Here is a 22,119-nt window from a genome sequence, read left to right on the forward strand (position 1 = left end):
GTGCCCTGAACACTAGTTTGACAAAATATCTCGCGCAATTATTACCCGTTGAATTTCGCTAGTACCTTCGTAAATTGTAGTGATGCGAACATCCCTTGCTAACCGTTCCAACGGGTACTCTTTTATGTAGCCAGCACCGCCTAACAATTGCAGTGCAGTGTAACAAGCATCATTTGCTTTTTCTGAAGCAAAGACTTTCGCCATTGACGCTGCTGTCGCGAATGGCAACTTATTATCTTTGTTGGTTGCAGCTTGCATAATCAACAATCGTGCGGCCTCCATTTCAGTATACCTGTCAGCTAGCATCCACTGTAATCCTTGAAAGTTTGCCAACGGCTGACCAAATTGCTTACGTTCTTTAATATAATCTTTTGCGTAATCTAAGGCTTCTAGTCCTAAGCCAAGTGCTAATGACGCAATGCCGATACGTCCACCTGCTAATTCTGCCACTGCAATCTTAAAACCTTGGTTCTCTTCACCTAACATCGCTGACGCTGGTACCTTGCAGTTATCGAACGTGACTTCATTAGTCGATGATGCTTTTTGTCCCATCTTTTCTTCAGCTTTGCCGATGGTGATGCCTGGCAGGTTACTATCAACTAAAAAACAGCTGATGCCTTTACCTCTAGGCGCTTGTGGGTCAGTTACCGCCCATACTACGAATACTCCTGCGTATTCAGCTGACGTAATAAAAATCTTGCTGCCATTGAGCACAAAGTGCTCACCTTCACGCACAGCCCGAGTTTTCATTGCAGAAGGATCTGACCCCGCACTTGACTCCGTTAAACAGAATCCGCCAGCAAGAAATTCACCTGTACATATTTTCGGCAAATAATGAGACTTTTGTTGTTCATTACCGACGGCCTGTATGACTTCCGCTACCATGTTGGTAACCGAGGTAGTTACCGCCGTTGAAGCACAGCCTCGCGCAATTTCAGTAATCGCTAAACTAAACGCCACGCTACCTGCTTCAATACCACCGTACTGACTGTCAATATTGATCCCCATGAAACCGAGTTCAGCCAAGGCTTTAACATTTTCCAGAAATTTAGGTTTTCCTTGTTCACTTTCGACCAACTGTGCATTGGGCTTAAGTTCAGACTCTGCGAATTGCTTAGCAGTGTCTTGGATCATTGTTTCTTCTTCAGTAAATGAAATCTGCATGGGTTACTCAGTATAAAAAGTTAATTAGCATTATTGTGCAACAGTCACGCGCATTTCAACAGGACATATCCCGTCAAAAATGTCACAATATCGCTCACAAAAAGCGAAATTTGAACACTATGGCGACTATTGGGCACTACTATGTTGAAAAAGCGGCAACTGCCGCAAAGAAAAAAGGCATCAATGTAGATGCTTTAATACGAATAGCTGGTGCTGAGATGGGGCGTTCTTTAAGTCAGCAGCAAAGAATAAGCGACAATGCCATGACGCTCTATCTTAACCTACTGGCTAGAGAAACTAGCGATGCATTTTTGGGTTTTGCTGATAAGCCTGTACCGCTAGATTATTTTCGCGTGCTCTTACAAAGCTTATACTTTTGTGAGAGCTTAGCCGACGTTATTGAATCACTTAAACTTACATTAGCACTGGCAGATTGTCAGTTAGACATTGAAAAGCACGACCAATTACTCACATTATCGCTACACCATTCTCATCAAGATCCCGATCATTTCATTCTTGAATACTTGTTAGTACTCATTCATCGCCTTTTATCTTGGTTATCTGGTCAACAAATAAATGCCATATCAGGTACCGTGACTTATACCCCAAAAGGTTATCGACAGGAATTTTCGTTGTTGTTTCGATGTCCAATGACATTTAACAGCCAACAGAACAGCCTTGTATTCTCGTCGGACATGCTAAAACTGAATGTGATTCGACAGCGTGAGGAGTTTCATAAAGTCATAAAGCAATTCCCACTGATCGTGATGCGTTATCCGGGAGAAGAGCAACTACTTGACCGTCAAATTCACCAATTGCTGAGTGAACATTTCAATCAACACAAGCAGCTGTTAACAGCAACAGACGTGGCGTTTATGCTAGATATGAGTACGGCAACCCTAAGACGAAAGCTGGCCAGCTTGCTTACCAGCTTTGCACAGATTAAGGCAGAACTTCGCCAATCCCTATCGATAAAGCTACTTGCACAAACAACAGCATCAGTAGAAGAAATAGCATTTCATCTGAGCTATAGTGATGCGCGTTCATTTTCCCGCGCATTCAAGCAATGGACAAATATGACGCCGTCAGCTTACCGGCAATATTCCACCAAATAGTATGTGTTCAGTCATCTCTTATGACGGTTTAACTAGCATGACTGAACAAACTCTCATTAAAAGGTTGCCACTACTTTTACCGTTGCATCTACCTGACTTGCGTCAACAAAGCCAATAATATTGGGATTATTGGCAACCAATTCGATAACTTCGCCATCGGTTATCGCTTCTTTTGGCGGTTGACCTTTGCCCGTAAAAAGCAACTTAGACCAATGCGCTTTGACCTGACTAGAAGACTTGTTCAATACCTTCCGGTCAAACTCAACACGAATGGGGTTTTTGCTTTGCTGGCTCACTGGCACGGCTTGTTCACCGCTTGGAAACTTCTTTGACTTGCCCAAGAATATCTTGGAAATATTGCCGCTATCTAGCGCATCGGCGTTTGATGGGTGCACAATGACCGCAACGTCTGCAACACTTGAAAACGACACTGCTCCCAGCAAAAAAATACTTAACATACTGTTTTTCATCATTTCCCCCTAAAATACCAAATCGATACCAACCGACCAGATGGTGTAGTCACCAACCGTAGGTCTTGTATCTTCGCCACTAAAATAGTCCATTTTTAATGCCGCATTACTATGAAAATCATAGCGTAGTGAAATACCATATCCGTCGAACTCTCGAGAACCCAGTGCATCATGAATCGCTTGTCCTGTTGCCACCAATACTGGATGCTGTACCGGTGATAACGAGTCGTAATCAATATCTTGGGTTAACTCCTCTCTATGCACCGTTATCACAGTCGAGCCAAATCGATAACCTAAAGCCGCATACCAAACATTGTTCAATGCATCGGTAGAGTCCTGCACTTGGTAGCTGGCATACTCAAAATCAAAGATCCAATTGTTGTAGTCAACATTGAAACCCGAGTACCAATACAAGCCATCGTCACCTGTCCATGTCACGGCTTCTTGAAACGTTGCCACATCCGCGTCTGTCGCTCCTAATGCTTGTGCTGCTGCTATTCCGGGAGCAGCAAAATTATTGAGTACCGCTGTATCTATCGATCCACCATCCATTTCCGCAACAAATGCACCTGCAAATATTTTCCACCAGTCATATGTAAGTGTGGCACGAATTGACATAATGTCATTAAGTGCAAACGATTCTTCTTGACCTGTTGCTACAAAAAAAGCACCACCATCCCAATTGCCATACAGAATTTTGGTGTCTAATACATAATCATCAAAATCAAATGTGCTATCTATAGCGATGCCTTCAATAGTGCTAAATTCAAAACCGACGTATACAGCCGTAGGCAAGCGAGAAAAATTATGCGCATAACCGACTTTTTCGTATTCTGATTGAAAAAAAATCGGATTAGCAAATCGTCCTAAACTTAGACGATGTCTATCGTTAAGTTCATAGCTTACATACGCCCATCGTGCTTCAACTTCAAAATCATTACTTCCTTCAGCCATTAATTGCACTGTAGCACTTAGTCCTTCACTGAGATCTGCTCTAGCTTGTAAAGCAAACAGTGATTCGTCTTTAAAGGAGATGTCTCCATTCCCCTTAAATTTAGGGAAAGGCGTCTCGCCACCATCTGAGTCAGCAGCTGTTGCTCTAATCGACGCAAATCCATTGAATGTTATATCGGCAGCAGCAGTCATCGACATCACCGATAAAATGATGCTCGATAGTTTTAGTCCGTACTTCATCGTATTAACCCTATAGTTCATGTTTCAATTTACCAAGGCGATACCGCTTTGCTAATGTCACTGACTATCATGTCAATTACTGAGCTTTCACCCGCGTGTTCCGGCTTATTTTTCCGGTTTTATGACAACATTAGTTAACATCGAATAGCACTTAAAAAAGTACTGCTGGATACATCGCTTCGCACGACGCTTTCCCAAGGAGGCCTGCTATTACTCACTAATTAATTCAAATATAGAACAATTTTTTCAAAGCGCTTGTTTTTAGATTGAATTTGATTGGGGAAACTTAACAGTAAACGGTCAAGGCACTAGATTATTGTTGTTAGCAGCAAAAGGCACACCGATCTAAAAAGAACTTCAACTTGTTTTTGTTAGTTAGGTTATTTCCTTGATTTTATAGAAACTATCTACTTTACTCCTATAAGAATTACTAAAAATCCACATAAAACATATTAGAACGATAATTTTAAAGCGGTCAGACAATCTTATCTATTGGTGAGCATACACCGAAGCGCATGCGTTGCTTGTGTGGTATGTGGCCAGCTAATTTATCTTTCAATGCTAAGTGGATCACATTACGAAATTTGTCATGAAAACTAAGAGAGAACTTAGATGAAGTATTCAAAATTTGTTAAGTTAACAATGGCTTCACTTTGCATCTTATGTAGTACATCTCAAGCAGATGTTAATTTGTCAGGTTTTGCCAGCGTCAATGTTGGTCGAGTGCTCGATGGTGACGGAGTCCCTCATTATGGCGTGCCTTCAACATTTTTAGCTGACTACCCCATCGTTTCTGCATATGAAGAAGAATGGGATTTTGCCCCAGAAAGCTTATTTGGTATTCAAATAACGGCTGATTTAGGCTCGGGAATGACGGCAACCACGCAAATTGTTGGTCGTGGTGTTGAAGATTACGATCCGGAATTTGAGTGGGCGTATATCTCTTACGCAGTAAACGACAATTGGACAATTCAAGCGGGTAAGAAGCGATTGCCGCTATTCTACTATTCTGATTTCTACGATGTCGGTTATGCTTATGTCTGGATGCGTGCCCCCGCCGACAATTACACTTGGCAAATATTTAACTACAATGGTATCAATGCCTTATACTCAACCAACTTTGGTGACTGGTCGGTATTAGCCAATATATATACAGGTAAAGAAGACGACAAAGACAATAAGCTCTTAGGCAATTTTTTCTTTGGTGAGAAAACGCGTGAGATATGGAAAAATATCTTTGGCGGTGTTGTGAACTTAAGCAAAGACTGGCTCGAGATCAGGCTGACCCATATGCAATATACCAACGAGCGTTATATTGGTGATGAGCGTATAACTTGGGGTGGAAAAGATAGCCGTGAAGGAAAGTTCTACGGCGCCTCTTTTAACATGGATTTTGGCGACTGGTTTGTTTTAACTGAGCTTAATCGTTTAGACCTTGAGTTTGATGGTAACCTTGATACCAACATGATAACTTTCGGCTATCGCATTGATACAATCACGCCATTTATTGCTTATTCAAGTATGGATCAAGAAGGTGATGGCATTACGGATGGCGAAAAACATAATACCACGTCAGTAGGATTACGTTGGGACTTCCATGATTCAGCCGCTTTTAAAATACAGTTTGATAAGGTGAAAGACGAGTCGTTTGATTTCGCTGTTGCCGGTGACAGTGAAGCAATTACCTTAGGTATCGACTTGATCTTCTAACTACTTTCTCTTAAACAGGGAGCTATGCAATAAGGTATAGCTCTCTACTACCTGCATTCAATTTCACATATAATACCAATCCGCATAAACCTTGGTTTATTGTCCTTTGTAAAATGCTAACGCCTGTTCCCTTGCTTGTTTATGCTCTACGATTGCAGGCCAATAGGTTTGGAGTTTTTGTTTAGCAAGGTAATCGTGTGGAAAATGTATTTCTTTGTCCGGTACATCGTTGAGTTCAGGTAAAAACGTGCGTATAAAACTACCATCAGGGTCAAAGCGCTTACTTTGAGTGATTGGATTGAAAATTCGAAAATAAGGTTGTGCGTCACAACCGGTGCTGGCGGCCCATTGCCAGCCACCATTATTCGCCGCTAAATCGCCATCAATAAGATGGTTCATAAAGAATTTTTCTCCCCAGCGCCAGTCAACCAACAAATGTTTAGTTAAAAAGCTCGCCACGATCATACGTAATCGATTATGCATCCACCCGGTTTGTACAAGTTGTCTCATAGCCGCATCAACAATAGGATAACCCGTTCTAGCATTACACCATGCATCAAATAGTTCTTGATGGTTTGGCCATTTTAATGATTGATAGTTAAGTTTAAAACACTGATGGCGACACAAGCGTTGATGATGAGATATTAAATAACGATAAAACTCTCGCCAAATCAGTTCATTTAGCCAAGAAAAGTAGGGGGCATCTGTTGCACTGAGAATATCCGGATAGCGCTGGATTAGCTGTGCCAATAAGTACTTAGGACTGATGGCACCTATCGCTAGGTAAGGTGATAATTTGGAGGTACTGTTTTTTGCAGGGAAGTCTCTTTCGTCGGCATAATTAAAGAGGTTTTCATTGAAAAACTGTGGCAGTTTGTGCTCTTCTATCTCACTCGCTAACGGCCAATCTGTCGCTTGCTCGTGTTGCGGAGACTCCTCGACCGTTGTGCAAAACAATGACGATGGCAAACTATCTTTGTCCAGATATTCAAATCCGTGCACTTTTACGTATTCTAACCATGCTTTTCGATATGGCGTAAAAACTTTAAATCGCTGTCCTGACTTATTCATTAGCGCTGTTTTGGGCACGATAGTATCAGATTCAAACAATGTTAGATTTATACCACGCTCAATACACTCTTGATCACGCTGGTTTTCGTTAAATTCAAGCTCCTTGTTAGCAACGGCTTCGCTAACCTGGTTGTTGCGACAGTACTCCACTATGTATTCTACCTGTTGCTCAAAGGTATCTACACTAACAACCATGAGCTGGATACTACATCTATCCAGTTGCGCTTTAAGCTGAGCGATATGCCGTTTGATAAACAGGATTTTATGATGCGACCAATCATGCTGGCGCCACTGCTTTTCCGACACAAAAACAAGTGCCCTGCCAATGTTTTCAGCAGACTTGTTGGAAAGAAAATAACGCAACGCTGGGTTGTCATGCACCCTTAGATCGTTTCGAAACCAAAGTAACACACAGGCCTCCTGTCATACCAATCCGTATAACTAATTAATGCTAATGGATTCAGCCGTCGCCGAAATATCGTCATTTATCGTATTGTATCAATAACCGTAACGAAGTTTCAGCGCTTTTGGGTAAGGGTTTAAATAAACCTGTTTCGCTAAATACGGCTGAGGATGTTCCATAAGATAGTGGTTTATTAACGTTAACGGCACCATTAGTGGCACAAGCCCGACACGATAAGCTTCAATTTGCTCAGTTAATTCTTGACGTTGTGCTGGGCTCAGGTATTTAGAAAAGTAACCTTGAATATGTGACAAGGTGTTGGCGTGTTTTTTACGTGTCGCTTGCTTTTTAAGTGCCTTCATTAGCCCATCAACATACTGATTAGCCATGTTCTCAACAGTAATATCGGCACGGGCAAGTAGCTGACCTAATTGTTTATAAGCCACCAAATCATGACTCATAACGGTATATTTATAACAGCTGTGAAACTCTGTGAGTTTATGCTTCGAAATCTGCGTTGTATTAAGCTGTTGCCAGTGGTGATAGGCAAAAACACGCGCGACAAAGTTCTCTTTTATCAAAGGGTCGTTTAATCGGCCATTTTCTTCACAGGGTAATAGCGGATTAATGCGCATAATAGCGTCTGCGAATACGCCAATACCATTAGCAGCTAAAGGATTACCTTCAGCTGAATACACTTTTACGCGCTCCATGCCGCAGCTTGGGCTCTTCGCACAAAAAATGAAGCCGCTAAGGTGGTTTATTTGGTTTGCTACTTTCTCACCATAGGCACGAAGAGGTTGCGTCACGTCCCCCGTACCATCGGGTTGAGCCACATGAATTTCACCGTGTTGTTCAATTTGTCGAATCGTTGGTCTTGGCACAGGTAAGCCAATCGCCACCTCGGGACAAAATTTCTGGTACTTTACATATTTACCGAGTTCGTGGATGCAAAAATTAGATGACTTGCTACTTCCATCAAAACGGACTTTTTCACCAGCTAAACAGGCGCTTATGCCGATAGCAATGTCAGCGGTTTCATACCTTTTGGTGTTCATACAATCACTCAAAATGAAACTCCTTTATGTAAGAGTGCAAAGCCAAGTAAGAGTGCAAAGCTATTTTAGACCAAAAACTTAAATGATAGCGTTACGTCGCCAGCTTGCTAAAATTTATAGCTTGCTTCTAATAGTATCTGACGTCCAGGCTGAGGATAATCATCAGCAATCGCCCCGTTACTCGGTTCTCGCGCGTCAGTATCTAATGCATTGTTGATGATTAATGCAACGTCAACATTATTGATTACGTTATTGCGTACAAGCTTACTCGTTACCCACGTATAATTTGGTAAAGGCGCGCGTGCATCGGTGAGTGGCCTTTCACGCTTCCCGACCCATTTGGCTCCTAAGCTCCAATTCCACTGCTCATCAATTTGCCAATTTGAACCGAAATATGCAAGATGTTTGGGTATATCAGGAATCACCAATCCATTCGCGTCTTCGGCATCAATATAAGCATAATTTGCGTCAATCGTAACATTGCGCAACGGCTTCCATTTCACCACTAACTCCATTCCTTTGCCTTTTTGCTCACCTATGTTTTGTGCCACGCTTCCTTGTATGGATTCGTTAAAAACAAACTCAACGAGATCTTTAGCATGATAATGATAAACGCTGGCAGAAATAATAAGGTTTTCATTGACAAAATACTCTAACCCTAAGCCGGTTTCCAATGTATTTACTGTTTCAGGCTCTAACGACGCATTACCTACGCCAACAGGGTTGTTTTGTGAATATAATTGTGCAATTGAAGGTGAGTTTATCGCGGTACCCGCAAACATTTTAAGGGAAAGAGCGTCTGTAGCTTGCCAAATGAGCCCTAATCTTGGATTAGTGCTTGCACCAAAATCAGAATAGTTATCGTACCGTGCGCCAAGCACCAACTGAACATTCTCGGTTACCTGCCATTCGTCTTGCACTGATAAATAGTAAAATTCACGATCTATGTTTGGCAAATAGATGTAAGGCGTTCCGGTCACATCAGTGAGCGTTCCATCGACAACTGTCTCTGTACCGTTTAATACACTAGGACCAAAGTTCTTGCGTTCGCTCGCATTAAACCGCAGCTTCTCGTACCCCACTTCCCAACGTAAATAATGGGCTGAGCCTAAATTGACTAAATGCGTAAGCCGATAGGCGGTATTATTTCCTCCCGATGATGGCGTGCCAATGTAACCATCAGTAAAAAGCGTGACAGTAGTAGGCGCAACAAAGTCTAAATTACCATCTTCCCCAATCGGCACTACGGTACCCGCTGGCAACACATTCAGCCTTGAATTGTTCCATTGCTTCTTATAGTAAAAAGCAGCTGTTAGTTCGCCTGCCACCCATTCACTGAAATCGTAACTTACACCAAATTGTTCATCACGAGAATTGGCAATGGCATTTGGGTCTAACGCTTGTCCTATACCACCAGCGACACCTAGTTCATAATTTTGATGACGCATATAACTAAGTTGCCATTGATTCCAATCGATTTTGCTATGCGCAAAAAGCACTTCATAACTTTCATCAATTACGCCAGGTGCATTTGACGCCTGAGTACCAAAAACACCATCAAAAGTTGATTGTAAATCTGACGCTATCACTCTACCTTTATCATCATTTGAAGTGGTATATTCAAATGACAACGCCACATTAACATCCCCCAGTGAGAAACCACTTTTCGCATAAACATCGTAGGTATTAAAACTGCCCATTCGTCCACCGATTGACGTTTTAATTTCTTGTGGAGTATATGACACCAGATTAATGACACCACCGAACGCATCAGCCCCATAAATAGCTGAACCTGGTCCCTTAACGATTTCAATTCGCTTAAAGCTTGTTAAAGGCAAGTAAAATCCATTCAGCAACCCACCGTCTTGAAAGTTTTCAACGACTTCGCCATCAATCAATAGCTTGATTTGGGAAGAACTCTCCCCCGATAACCCCCTAGCAATGAACTTTTTGTGCTTGTACTGAGTTTGGGGTTCACCCACATGAACCCCGGGAACCATCATCAGCACATCACTAAGCGATCGAGCGCCCATTACTTGCCATTGGCTATCAGTGATTACAGTTACCGTTGCAGGCGCACGTGACACTGATTGTTCAAACCCTGAAGCGGCAGTTACTACAGTAACTTTGCTGAGTTCTTCCAGTGTCATGCTAAATAAAGGATCATTGTTCGACGCACTAACGTCTGATATCGAAAACGCACTCACAAAAACTACTAAGCTATTTATATACTTCTTCATTACAACCACGCTAAACTTTTCGAGCACTTGTGTCACTTAAACATAATTCGCAGATAATTACTGCGAATTTACTATTTATCATACGAAATTCAGGCGCCCCCTCAAACTGGTACACCACCCATAATTAACATTATTTGCGGCTGCTTGATAGTCATTTTTACTATCCCGTTAAGGCAATGCATAAGTTTGCAATAGTTGACTAAAACTATCACTTGCTTGAAATTTCTCTATCGCACCATCCATACGGTCAACAAAATCCTGCTTGTAAACATAGCTATGTGCTTCGCTATCGGTATAGCCGATGTGTGCGGTTTGCTTCATTACAATTAGAGACTCTTCCAATACAATTTGCTCAAATTTTGCATTAGGATGCATTAACTTGACTTGCTTTAGCTCCCATAATGTTGAGTAGCGGTCGTTGACATAGCAATCGATTCGTCTGTGCAATAGCTTTAACACGTTTGACTGAGTATCTTTATTTTCTTGAAGTTTAATCGTGCCTTTGTTCACCGCATTTATTAACTCTTCGCTCAGAATACGATAGCCAGAATTGATCCCTACATTTATCGGCAATGCCAAGCTGTTCAACTGCCGACCAATGTAACCATTGATATCCACGTCTTTGTGACACATTGCTACAACGGTTTCTGAAAGTAACGCGACCGAATAAGGCCAAATATAAGGGCGCGACTCGACATGTTTATAAGGCGGAATTAAGGCAAACCCTCGGCCATCCTCAAGATCTGCTAATCCTCGTTGCCAAGGTGTGGGACGTAACTCAATTTTGTAATAAGGTGATAATTGCTCAGCGGCAAATCGCAGAATATCAATATAAATGCCTTTGAGCTCGCCATCCTCAACAAATGAATATGGCGGATAAGCATCATCAGCTAAAATGACAACGGTTGGCACTTCTTGGGCAATGCCCTGCAACTGTACGCACAACCAAAGCACAATGATTAAGATGCATTTTGCCAAACTCACTATACCTCCAATGTTGATACCAATATTTAGTATTAACGATGTTGTTGAATGTTCATAGTGCAATATTTGCCACTAACAGTACATGAATACTTCAATACAACTTCGTATCCAAAATTTTAACACTTAAACAAAAACCGTAACCAATTGATATAAAAGAACATCAGGTAAAAATCATCTTACATAAGCTTAAATTTATTGCTGTCACAACTCACCAACGATATAACCCAATCAGTCTAAACAATTAATAATAGCAACAAGAGGATTTACGATGCGACCACACTTAAAATTACATCATACGATCATAGCGTTAACTGCATTTTTTTTGTTTTCGTGTGGCGGTAAATCAGATTTAGAAACAGAAACTCCGACTCAAAAACCCCCAAGCAATATTCCTGGAGCCAGACCGGAATTTGGCCCCAGAGATTACGTACTTTTTGAAAGCGGGCAAGTTAGACCATTGGCAATATCAACTAATGGCCAACAACTTTACGCAACTAACACTCCTGACAACCGACTGGAAGTTTTCGCGATATCCGATGAAGGTATTATGCATCAACATTCAGTCAGTGTTGGTCTTGAGCCAATTGCTCTGGCAGTTGCTCCCGATGGAACGGTATGGGTTGTGAACCATTTATCAGATAGCATAAGTATTGTCGACGTAACATCAACAATACCCCACGTCATCAACACTTTGCTGGTGGGCGACGAACCTCAGGATATAGTTTTTGCAGGAAGTAAAAAACAACGCGCTTTTATTTCTACAGCACATCGTGGACAAAACAGCCCCATTGATCCGCAATTAACTACGCCAAGCATTGGCAGAGCGGATATTTGGGTATTCGATCCATCTAACATTACGAACACCAGTGCCCATTCAGCATCACAAGTAGACACAATAATTACTCTATTTGGTGATAAACCGCGAGGTTTGGCCGTATCAGCAGATAAAAGCCGAGTCTATGCCAGTATTTTTAAGTCAGGTAACCAAACGACCAGTATAGCCCCGTCAAATATAAGAAAAGGATTACCCGTTGCAGATAGTGACAATGTAGAACAGCCTGACAGTGGTGTGATACTGCAACTCAATGGAAGTCAGTGGTTAGACGATCAAGGAGCAGATTTTAGCACCAGTGTACCATTCTCATTGCCTGATTATGACGTATTTGAGATTAATGCTGACGAAAACACGCCCAAAGAAACCAGACGCTGGAGTGGTGTTGGTACGACAATTTTCAATCTGGCTGTTAATCCTGCTAATCAAAAAATTTATGCTTCAAATCTTGAAGCTAATAACCATACCCGATTCGCGGGTCAGGGGCTAAACAGTACTACTGTCAATGGTAACCTAGCTGATAATCGTATAACCATAATTGACAACGACTCTGTTTTACCTCGTCGCTTGAACAAGCATTTGTCTTTTCAATCTCCACAAGGTACTGAAAGCGATCGACAACTAAGTTTATCAATGCCACAACAGATGCAATTTAGTGCCGATGGCCTGCAACTATTTGTGACCGCATTTGGCTCACAAAAAGTTGCCGTACTACAAAGTAAAACCCTTGAAAATGATAGCTTTAATCCCGACTCAAATAATCATATTGAACTAAGTGCGGGTGGCCCAACTGGCTTAGTCATTGATGCACCTCGTAACAAGTTGTACGTTATGACCCGGTTCGATAATGGCATTTCCACAATTGATATTGCAACGAAAATGGAAGTTGACCATTTTACCATGTTTAACCCTGAGCCCAGCTCCATCGTTAAAGGCAGGGCATTTCAATATGATGCTCGTTTAACTTCAGGCAAAGGAAACGACTCTTGCGGAACGTGCCACTTATTTGCCGATACTGATGGCTTGGCATGGGATTTAGGTGATCCCGCCGGCAAAGTTAAGGATAATCCCAATGCGTTTATTGCCATATCTAACCCAGCTCCCCCTAATAATTTTCATTCTATGAAAGGCCCAATGTTAACGCAGTCCATGCGAGGGCTCACTGGTCACGGCCCAATGCATTGGCGTGGTGATCGTACGGGCGAGAACAGAGTGAACAATGAAACGTTGGAAGAGGCCGCTTTTAAGGAATTTAATGAAGCATTTGTTGGACTTCTGGGGCGAGACGAGGAACTTACTCCAGAACAAATGCAGATGTTCACCGACTATGCAATGCAGGTCACCTATCCCCCTAACCCAATTCGTGCTTTGAACAATCAACTTAACCCTACCGAAGCCGCGGGGTTTAAAATTTTTAAAGAAGGCGTTGTTAGGATACAAACGGGTGAATTGGAAATATGTGCACAATGCCACACATTAGACGAAGCGAATGGACATTTTGGCACTTTAGGGCTGATGTCCGATAATGGTCAGGCAGGTGAAAGAAATTTCAAAATTCCACATTTTCGCGACCAATATCAAAAAGTTGGCAGTTTTGGTTGGGGGTTTGACTCCCCTCCTGCAACGGGGCCGCAAGTAAGAGGATTTGGTTGGAATCATAATGGTGCCACTAGTGGCAACTTTGTCATCGCTGATTTAGGCATGAGTGCGGAGCCATTGGCACAAATACGCGCATTCCTGTTTGCCTTTCCGACTGAACAGGCACCGATTGTCGGCCAGCAAATTACCTTAACTGAAAAGAGCGACGACACTGTACTCAAGAGAATAAATTTACTTATTGAACGTGCCTTGGTCACTTTGCCAGTTCCCGAATGTGAATTAGTTGTGAAAGGCATTATTAATAAACGTGCGCGTGGATTTTTGATGAATAACAAAGAAGAATTCATAAGCGACGTGGCAACAGAAGATCACTTTGTGCTAGAAGAACTCGTCGAATTAGCGGTGCAAGATGAAAACGCATTGACATTTACCTGTACACCATGGGGCTCCGGACGCCGAATTGGTATTGACCGAGACAGTGATAATATTCTCGATGGTGATGAAGATGGCTAAAAAATTTCGAAGCATTAGATCATGTTGCAGCGATAAATGTATTGAGGTCATTACTCAATATCAGCAAGATAAAGATCGCCCACGAGTTTCTTTTTTTCACTAATCAGCACCCGAGAATGATCGGGTGCAACATCGAAGTGCCCGAACTCTTTGTTATCAATAACCATGCGTGTAGATTTCGACGAGAAGTCATAATAAAACAGGCCTCGTCTATCCTCACGGTTTCTAATGAAATAAATTCCATCATCAAACAATTGCCAATGTCCGCGGTTCATTTGGCTAAATTCAGGTATTACAAGTACATGTTGCTCATTCTCGAAGTCATAGCGCCATAAACCATTTTCATTAAATTTGTTAAAGTACAGATAACGAGCATCAGCACTTTCTTTCATGAAGCAGCCACCCTGTTCCGTGAAAGGCGCTTTTACCAAGCTGTCGATGTTTAAACTGAATATTTGATGCGTTCCTTGCACCAGTTGGCAAATGTATATGATGTTAGGTCGGCTACTCCAATTTAATGACATTACACTGTTTGATTTATCGAGCAACAATCGCCTTTGCTGTTTGACTCTGTCATAAACATATAGTTGTTGCTGAGGAGAAATAAAAAGTAGCCGTTGATCATCCTCAGACCACCGCGATGTAAATATCATCGCATCGGGCATTACTAACTTAGCCGCATTATTGGTTGATTCCCATAACCGATAGTCATCGCTTTCTCTATTAGACAAGAACGTAATACTATTTTTGTTATTTGAGTAAAACCCATTGAATTCACTTTTTGAAGATTCTTCAATGACTCTACCAATTGCATGTTCTTTGATAGGTGGCTCAATTTCAGCGGGAAGTTGAAATTCACTAATTTGATTCTCATACTCTTCAACAGCTATAAGCAATTGATTTTGTGAATTAACTTGGATATTTCTAATTCTTTTTGTCAAATTATGGGCGATATTTGCAATATCGCCATTTAGATTAAGCAGTTTTAAATTCGCACCAAACTGCAACACTATTGACGATTTATCCTTTAGCCAGGCGATTCGTATAACCGATTTTTTATCTTCTGACTCCCATAGGAGCTTTTCTTGCGCACTTTTTAAGTCATACATTTTTAATTGATATGTATCACTTAGTGCACGAATAAAGGCTAAGTGTGAACCATTTGGTTCCATTACAGGGTAGTAGTCTGCAGCTTCGCCTGGCTTAGACGACAACAGTGGCGATTCTGTACCGCTGGCAATATTGAACAACATCAATTCGCTTTGTCTGAAGCTGTAACCATTCTTGCTATAAATAATTGAGCCACTATCATTTGACCAACTTAAGTAGTTGCTCGAAATGAAGGGACATGCCGACAACTGCTTTACGCCAGTTAGCATTGTATTTTCACGAAGTTCAGCCACCTCAATAAAACAGTTCTTGTCATCGCGGCGAACATAGGCAATCTTCTTTTGATCTGGTGAAATAGCCAAACGGACATAATGAAAATAATCATCCGTTAAAAGATAGTAGTCGCCTGTTTTCATTTGGCGCGCCATTATGTTGTTATATAACTCGCCATTGGGCTGATACGTAAAAATAACAGATTGCTGTTGAGGCCAAAAAACAGGGTCACGCTCTACGCCAGGAAAGCTGGTTAATTGACGTATCTTTAACAAGTTTTTCTCTGCGGAAATTGGCGACTTGTCAACCATCTGCGAGGTGAAGACTACAATCACCGCCATAGCAATTAGTACCATGAACAACGCAAATATATACCATGCCCTATCCTTCGGCAGATTAGTTCGACTGCTAACGTCTTTAATCTGAACGTCAGCAAGCAATTCATAACCAATTTTTTTCACGGTGCGAATGTACTTGGGTGCCAATGCATTGTCGCCCAAAGCTTTACGAATTTGCCCAACTATGCGGTGCAGTGCATTGTCCGATACAACTTTCCCTTGCCAAAGCTGCGCAAGAAGCTCTTTAGACGACACGACACGACCTTTGTGAGCTACCAACATTTTTAACACCGCCATGGCAAGCGGCTCAATCGTTAATGTTTCACCTTCACGGATAACCTGATTGTGTTCAGGTTTAATTAAGATGTTATCCAATAGAATATAAGGCTCGTACATAATCTTCGCTTTAGGGCTTCCTTAGAACATCATACTACGTACTAGTAGCTAGTAATTAAAGACGTTATTGCGTTTTAGTGAGGTAATCGCAGCGCTTTTATGTCCGCGCGATAATCATCCCAAACCTCATAAATAATTTCTTGTTCATCAGCCGAAATGCTAAATTGATGACCAATGTCCGAGCCACCTTGCAAGACAGGAGTCATAGTTTGTTTTTCAAAATCCCAATAGGAAATTCCTGCGCCCATTTCTCGATGATGATGAAAATAAACCCCGTGCGTAAACACCTGCAATTCACTCTCTGAAGGAATGACCGCTGTTTCTAGTTTCACATCACCCGTCGCAAAATCTAATCGCCATAGGCCGTCGTCATCAGCCTTAGTAAAATAAAGTACATCCCCTTCGACACTCACCTTCATTCGCCAACTTAACTCTGCTAAAACCAATTGTTTTCGCTCTTGCAAAATGTCATATCGATAAATACCTTGCTTGTTTGCTGAACTAAAATAAATACTCTTATTATTCAGTGACCAAGTTGCAGTAACGACATCTTGCCCAGTTTGAGTCAACCACCTTAATTGTCCATTTGTGAGAGTGTAAATACCAATTATTCCATCCTTTAAAAGTAGAATCTCTTGAATCTGGCCTGACTCTAACCACCCTAACACCTCTGGTTTACTGGTAAACGCTGCTTCCATGAGAATTTCTATCTGTTCATTTTCAGTTTGAGCAATCGCCAATTGCCATTGCCCATTGCGATTGGTAACAAAAGCGAGTTTTTTGCCGTTTTGAGACCATTTAGCGTTGTTGTCGCTTTTACTCGAACGAAATATGTAATTGCCAGCGACATCTGGATTGTCTACAGTTCTTGGGTTGTCGGAGTTAACCAGACTATGATATCGCTCTCTATCAACAAACAACATCTGATGGATAGAGGGCGAACAAGCGATATAATCCAATGGTATGTTTTCACTCATCGGCACATTCTTGTAGCTATTACTGTTATCAACCATAAAAAGTTGCTGCTGAATGCTGATCAGAAACACGGCTTCTTCGATACAAACAGTGGCATGATGGCTAAATCCTTTACGTTCAAAAATTTTATCTAAACGCTTATCTTGGTATTGATAGTGCCAAACTTGCGTCATGTTCTTTTCATTATGGGACATGAGCAGCCATATTGGCTCGCTTGGGTGTGGCAGTAATTTAAAGAACCCCAACTTAGGAGCATGGCTACCGAAGTCTATTTTAGTTTTTTTCTGTGAACTGACATCAAAAACGTATTGTTGATATTCCTTGGTACTATGATGTTGATCATTGAAATACAACTGTTTTCCATCAGCTGACCAGGCCAACTGAGGCAAGGTATTTTTGCCACATTGATGTATCGATTGTTGTGACAAAATTGTTCGTTTATCTTTTGATAATGTCGCAATAAAAACGGTGCAATGATTAAGATCAGTAAATGCAATTGATTGATTATCAGGTGACCACATTGGGCTAAATGGACTTAAACCGGGCGTTAACAATTCATGGTCTATTCCGGAATCAAGCTGCTGAATACGTAACGAATACTGAGTACTATCTGGTTTAGCGTGCACATAGGCAAAGTATGAACCATCAAATGAATATGAAGGCGCCAATTCTCGCCCAGGTAAACTCGTCACTTGGCTAATCGTTGCTCCGGATTGCCATTTAATCGCTTTTCCTTGCGGAAACGCCTTAAACCAATAGAGCGCAAACACCATAAGCAACGTAACAACAATTATCGCACTGAGTTTATATAACGAATGATACGGCCTTTTCGCTGAACGCCACTTGGCCTGCTGAACGAGTCGATAGCCTTTCCTTGGGACGGTCATTATGTATTGAGGATTAGCCACATCATCATTGAGCACTTTTCGCAGTTGAGTAATGGTGCGGCGTACCGTATTTTCAGTAACAACGACGTCTGGCCACAATGTTGATAACAACTCATCTATCGATACCGTTTCGTTTTGATGACGACACAAATACTCAAGCACAGCCAGCGCTTTCGGTTCGACCTGAAGCGTATTGCTTCCATTGATAATCATATTTCGGCTTAGCCATATTTGCCATTGGCCAAGCAACCAATACCCACCATCGTTCACCGCACGGCTTGAATCGAAATTAAGGTTTTTGTTGTTTTTAACGTTCAATTGTCAGCCACCAGTTCCTTCGCTTATGCCGTATTCAGCCAAAATAAGATTAACTACGCAGTGTTTTCAACCTTTTGATATATAACAACATCACAGAAACATCACAAGTATATCTGCAATTTTCGAATGACAACTAAAGTCGTACAAAGTACTACTAGTATTAATCAAAAGGCCAATGAATCGGCAACTTACACGGAAAAAGAGAAAATAAGAATGATGCAGCAATCACTAACGACTTGGACTAAATTCGCCCTTCTTACCCTACTCTTGACAGCATGTGGTTCTGACAGTTCAACTCCCGATGAACCTGCAATCAACTATCAATACAAGCTTCCCACTACAAATAATGATGGGTGGCAAGTTACTCACGCAAGTGATCTTGGCTTGAATGTATCACTTCTTGAACAACTAACCACTAAATTACTCAACGAACGTTCGCCAGTTGTTGATGGTATTGTGGTGATTAAAGAAGAGCAACTCGTGTTCGAACATTACTTTAACGGCTACTCGTCTTCTCGATTACATGAATTACAGTCTGCCGTAAAAAGTATCGACTCTGCGTTAGTTGGCATTGCGATAGACCAAGGACTTATTACAGACGTTAACCAAACTATCTTTCCTTTATTACCACAATACCAAACGCTTGATTGGAGTAACGGCAAAGACAACTTAACGCTGGCACATTTACTTACCATGCGTTCAGGCTTCCCTTGTCGTGACGGAAGTAGCGGCGACTGTAATTCCCATAAACTCAACCAAAGCCATAACTGGACCTATTACACCTTAAGCCAAACCATTAATGATGCGCCGGGCAGCACCTTTTCATACTTCACCGGATTGAATATTGTTTCTCACACCATCATTGAAAATATTACCAATCGCACTATTGATGATTTTGCAATGGAGCACTTGTTTACACCACTTGGGATCTCAAAATTTACTTGGTCCCATTCACCATCTGGCGAAGCATTAAGTGGTAACATGCTCCCCAGAGATATGGCTAAGTTTGGTCAATTATACTTAAACGACGGACAGTGGCAGGGAGCACAGGTAATCTCTTCAGATTGGGTGACAGCATCCATTTCTGAACAAGTTGAAGCACCGCTTGCCGATGGTTGGGGTTATGGTTATTGGTGGTGGCTCACAACCACTTCAAATAACAAATTTAGCTACTATGCAGCGCGTGGCGCCAATGACCAGTTTATTTTTGTAGTACCAGAACAAGACTTAGTCGTTGTATTTACCGGAAACCGCGACAGTGGTGATGCAATATCTTATTTAGAGCGATACATTTTAGCTTCGTTTGAATAGTGATCGCTTTAGTAAAAAAAACCATTGGGAAATATAGACGCTCTAAAAAGACAATATTGCTAGCATACATTACATAGAAATCCATTAGGGTTATTCACAATGATGAATGCATATCGCTTATAAACGGTAGGTAATAGTCGCGAAGACCCCTCTTTGTTCTCGCGCTGGTAACGTGTTAATCGGATAAAACACAGGGGTATCATTGGGCTGGTACACTTTCTCATCGAGAATGTTCTTAAATTCCAAAGAAAAATCAAGCGAAGCCCCACTAGCAAAAGTAACTAGTTCGGTATGCACTTTGAACGTCAGCCAATCATATCCATTCGCAGGCGGATTCACTATTTCTCTATTTGGGTCTAAGAAAATATTGTCGTGGTAATCTGAATAATGCAGGTTATATAAGCCAAAACGCCAATTGTCTATGTTATAGCCAATGCCCAACTTCCAGCTATTATTTGGCGATAAGTTAGTATTATTCACCCCTTGGCCGTTCTTATTTTTTTGATGCGTTGCAGAAAACTCTACGTACCAGCTTTCATCAAAATCATACTTAAATTCTAACTCAAGACCTTTGGAGGTTAACTCCCCTTGATTTTGGTTTTTCAAAGGAAAATTTTCGTCCTCTGTTGGAACAAGTAAAATTAAGTTACGTTCTTCGCTGTGATACCAAGTTAGCGTAAACAATAAATCTGGCACTTGGTAAAATAGCTGTAATTCGTTGGTTGTAATGGTCTCAGAATCCAAATCCGGCGATCCTTGCTGTACGCCAGGTGTTTCGATAGAGCGCTCTCCAGCCGTTGGTTGACGATATGCCTGTCCATGCAACACCTTAACCGCCCAATCAGGCGCAAAGTCGTATATCAAGCCTAGCCTTGGTACAAAGTCAGCGTTTTTATCAGCCTCACCATAGAGATTGATAGAGGTGACGTATTGTCCGCCAATCATATAAGAAAGAGACGGTAATACTTGGTGTTGGAATTGAAAATAAGCACTCGCATAATCTTCACTGCTATCAGGTACAGTGACGGCATCAAATATCTTTCGATTTTCAAACGTCCCTCCCATTAAAAAGTCGCTATTTTCACTGAGTTGACCAAAAACATTTATCTCCAAAAGTTTCTGAGTAAACGGCGATTTTATCCGAATAAATTCATCCGCTACGCCGTTACTACTCCACTCCATTGTCTTTTTGATATAAGTAAGGTGACTTTCAATTCGCCAACGAGTATTTATTTGGTAGTCATGACTTAAATTGGCCACTTGAGTAGGATGTTTTTTTGACCATGGAATATAGCTAGCTTCTGGGGCATCCCAATAGTTGCCAAAGCGCTGTTGCTGACTGTTAAAAACGCTAAAAGAAAGGTTTTGATAAGACGCATCCAAATGAATAGTTTGTTCTTTTTGGAAGGCATCCCGACTGTAGAACTGCATTTGAACTGGGTCAAACATCTCAGCCTTCCATCCATCAACATCCGTGAGTAATATGCCAACAGATAAGTCGAAGTCCCCCTGACGATATTGGGCACTACCATCAAGAATTCGACTGTTAAAACTCCCAACAGTAAATCTTTGATTAGCCTGCCAACCGTCCTTGATTGCTTGTTTGGTAACAATGTTGAACACCCCTTGATATGCATTAGTACCATACAGTACGGAGCCAGGTCCCCTGATATATTCAATTCGCTCTACAGACGTTAACGGAATTGAAGTATAAAGGCTGTGCGCACCACTCATGTTACCAAAAGGACGGCCATTGATAAGCCCTAGATGCTGCGCTAATGAAGTCCAGGGCTTACTGCCACGCGTGGTAATACTGGTTAATACGCCAAAGTTACTATTAACTGAAACAATTCGCTCCAATACTTCAAATAAATTTTGGCCACCAAACTGTTCGATTTGCTGACGATTAATAATAGATAGGCTTGCATGTGAGTCATGCAACGACTGCTCAAATTTAGACGCAGTAGTCACTTTAATCTTCATCAAATCTGCGAGCGTTAATTGATAAAGAGCGTCTGAATTTAAGTTTTTAGCGTAAACGCTCAATGGTAAGGCAGAGAATAAAAATAGCGTGAATAGTCTCAACTTAAAGTTAGGTAACTGGCTGTTCATTAACAATTATTATCGAGCGCCTATTAGAGTTGTATGATTTAAAGCT

Annotated in this window: 14 protein-coding genes; 4 read left to right on the top strand and 10 right to left on the bottom strand. The window is 41.5% G+C overall.

The genetic code is table 11. The annotated features are described in order from the left end of the window. Window positions 1–12: 12 nt before the first annotated feature. Window positions 13–1,164 carry an acyl-CoA dehydrogenase family protein gene (locus ACSLUK_RS15760; RefSeq protein ID WP_448549635.1) on the bottom strand — a complete coding sequence of 384 codons (1,152 nt, stop codon included), beginning with the start codon at window positions 1,162–1,164 and terminating at the stop codon, window positions 13–15. Between the two features lie 119 nt (window positions 1,165–1,283). On the opposite strand from ACSLUK_RS15760, the gene ACSLUK_RS15765 reads away from it, so the two are divergent. Then, window positions 1,284–2,279: an AraC family transcriptional regulator ligand-binding domain-containing protein gene (locus ACSLUK_RS15765; protein WP_448549636.1), complete on the top strand. Its 996-nt coding sequence runs from the start codon at window positions 1,284–1,286 to the stop codon at window positions 2,277–2,279. Window positions 2,280–2,335: 56 nt separating this feature from the next. Here ACSLUK_RS15765 and ACSLUK_RS15770 read toward each other — a convergent pair whose 3' ends face one another. Next, window positions 2,336–2,749, bottom strand: coding sequence for a type 2 periplasmic-binding domain-containing protein (locus tag ACSLUK_RS15770; RefSeq protein WP_448549693.1), 414 nt, complete (start codon window positions 2,747–2,749; stop codon window positions 2,336–2,338). Window positions 2,750–2,758: 9 nt separating this feature from the next. Next, entirely contained in the window at window positions 2,759–3,964 is a 1,206-nt protein-coding gene (locus tag ACSLUK_RS15775) for a hypothetical protein (protein ID WP_448549637.1), read from the bottom strand. A gap of 591 nt (window positions 3,965–4,555) precedes the next feature. Here ACSLUK_RS15775 and ACSLUK_RS15780 point away from each other — a divergent pair. Next, on the top strand, window positions 4,556–5,653 hold the full coding sequence (locus ACSLUK_RS15780; RefSeq protein ID WP_448549638.1) for a porin family protein: 1,098 nt from the start codon (window positions 4,556–4,558) through the stop codon (window positions 5,651–5,653). 96 nt (window positions 5,654–5,749) lie between these two features. Here ACSLUK_RS15780 and ACSLUK_RS15785 read toward each other — a convergent pair whose 3' ends face one another. From ACSLUK_RS15785 to ACSLUK_RS15800, 4 genes are all read right to left on the bottom strand, one after another. Continuing rightward, on the bottom strand, window positions 5,750–7,135 hold the full coding sequence (locus ACSLUK_RS15785; RefSeq protein WP_448549639.1) for a cryptochrome/photolyase family protein: 1,386 nt from the start codon (window positions 7,133–7,135) through the stop codon (window positions 5,750–5,752). 87 nt (window positions 7,136–7,222) lie between these two features. Beyond that, a complete protein-coding gene (locus ACSLUK_RS15790) occupies window positions 7,223–8,185 on the bottom strand; it encodes a YbgA family protein (RefSeq protein ID WP_448549694.1) in 963 nt (320 codons plus the stop codon). A 107-nt stretch (window positions 8,186–8,292) separates the two neighbouring features. After that, window positions 8,293–10,425 carry a TonB-dependent receptor plug domain-containing protein gene (locus ACSLUK_RS15795; protein ID WP_448549640.1) on the bottom strand — a complete coding sequence of 711 codons (2,133 nt, stop codon included), beginning with the start codon at window positions 10,423–10,425 and terminating at the stop codon, window positions 8,293–8,295. Window positions 10,426–10,593: 168 nt separating this feature from the next. Beyond that, entirely contained in the window at window positions 10,594–11,409 is an 816-nt protein-coding gene (locus ACSLUK_RS15800) for a substrate-binding periplasmic protein (RefSeq protein ID WP_448549641.1), read from the bottom strand. A gap of 268 nt (window positions 11,410–11,677) precedes the next feature. Between ACSLUK_RS15800 and ACSLUK_RS15805 the strand changes: the two genes are divergently transcribed. Continuing rightward, entirely contained in the window at window positions 11,678–14,353 is a 2,676-nt protein-coding gene (locus tag ACSLUK_RS15805; RefSeq protein WP_448549642.1) for a YncE family protein, read from the top strand. A gap of 50 nt (window positions 14,354–14,403) precedes the next feature. On the opposite strand, the gene ACSLUK_RS15810 is transcribed toward ACSLUK_RS15805, so the two are convergent. Together ACSLUK_RS15810 and ACSLUK_RS15815 are read right to left on the bottom strand one after the other, a co-directional pair. Further along, window positions 14,404–16,470 (bottom strand): winged helix-turn-helix domain-containing protein, encoded by a 2,067-nt coding sequence (locus ACSLUK_RS15810; RefSeq protein ID WP_448549643.1) that lies wholly within the window; start codon window positions 16,468–16,470, stop codon window positions 14,404–14,406. A gap of 74 nt (window positions 16,471–16,544) precedes the next feature. Next, a complete protein-coding gene (locus ACSLUK_RS15815; protein WP_448549644.1) occupies window positions 16,545–18,650 on the bottom strand; it encodes a winged helix-turn-helix domain-containing protein in 2,106 nt (701 codons plus the stop codon). 126 nt (window positions 18,651–18,776) lie between these two features. Between ACSLUK_RS15815 and ACSLUK_RS15820 the strand changes: the two genes are divergently transcribed. Then, complete coding sequence (locus ACSLUK_RS15820) at window positions 18,777–19,961, top strand: serine hydrolase domain-containing protein (RefSeq protein WP_448549645.1); 1,185 nt, start codon at window positions 18,777–18,779, stop codon at window positions 19,959–19,961. A 117-nt stretch (window positions 19,962–20,078) separates the two neighbouring features. Here ACSLUK_RS15820 and ACSLUK_RS15825 read toward each other — a convergent pair whose 3' ends face one another. Continuing rightward, complete coding sequence (locus ACSLUK_RS15825; RefSeq protein WP_448549646.1) at window positions 20,079–22,073, bottom strand: TonB-dependent receptor plug domain-containing protein; 1,995 nt, start codon at window positions 22,071–22,073, stop codon at window positions 20,079–20,081. Between the last annotated feature and the right edge of the window lie 46 nt (window positions 22,074–22,119).

This window comes from Thalassotalea fusca (assembly GCF_053485835.1).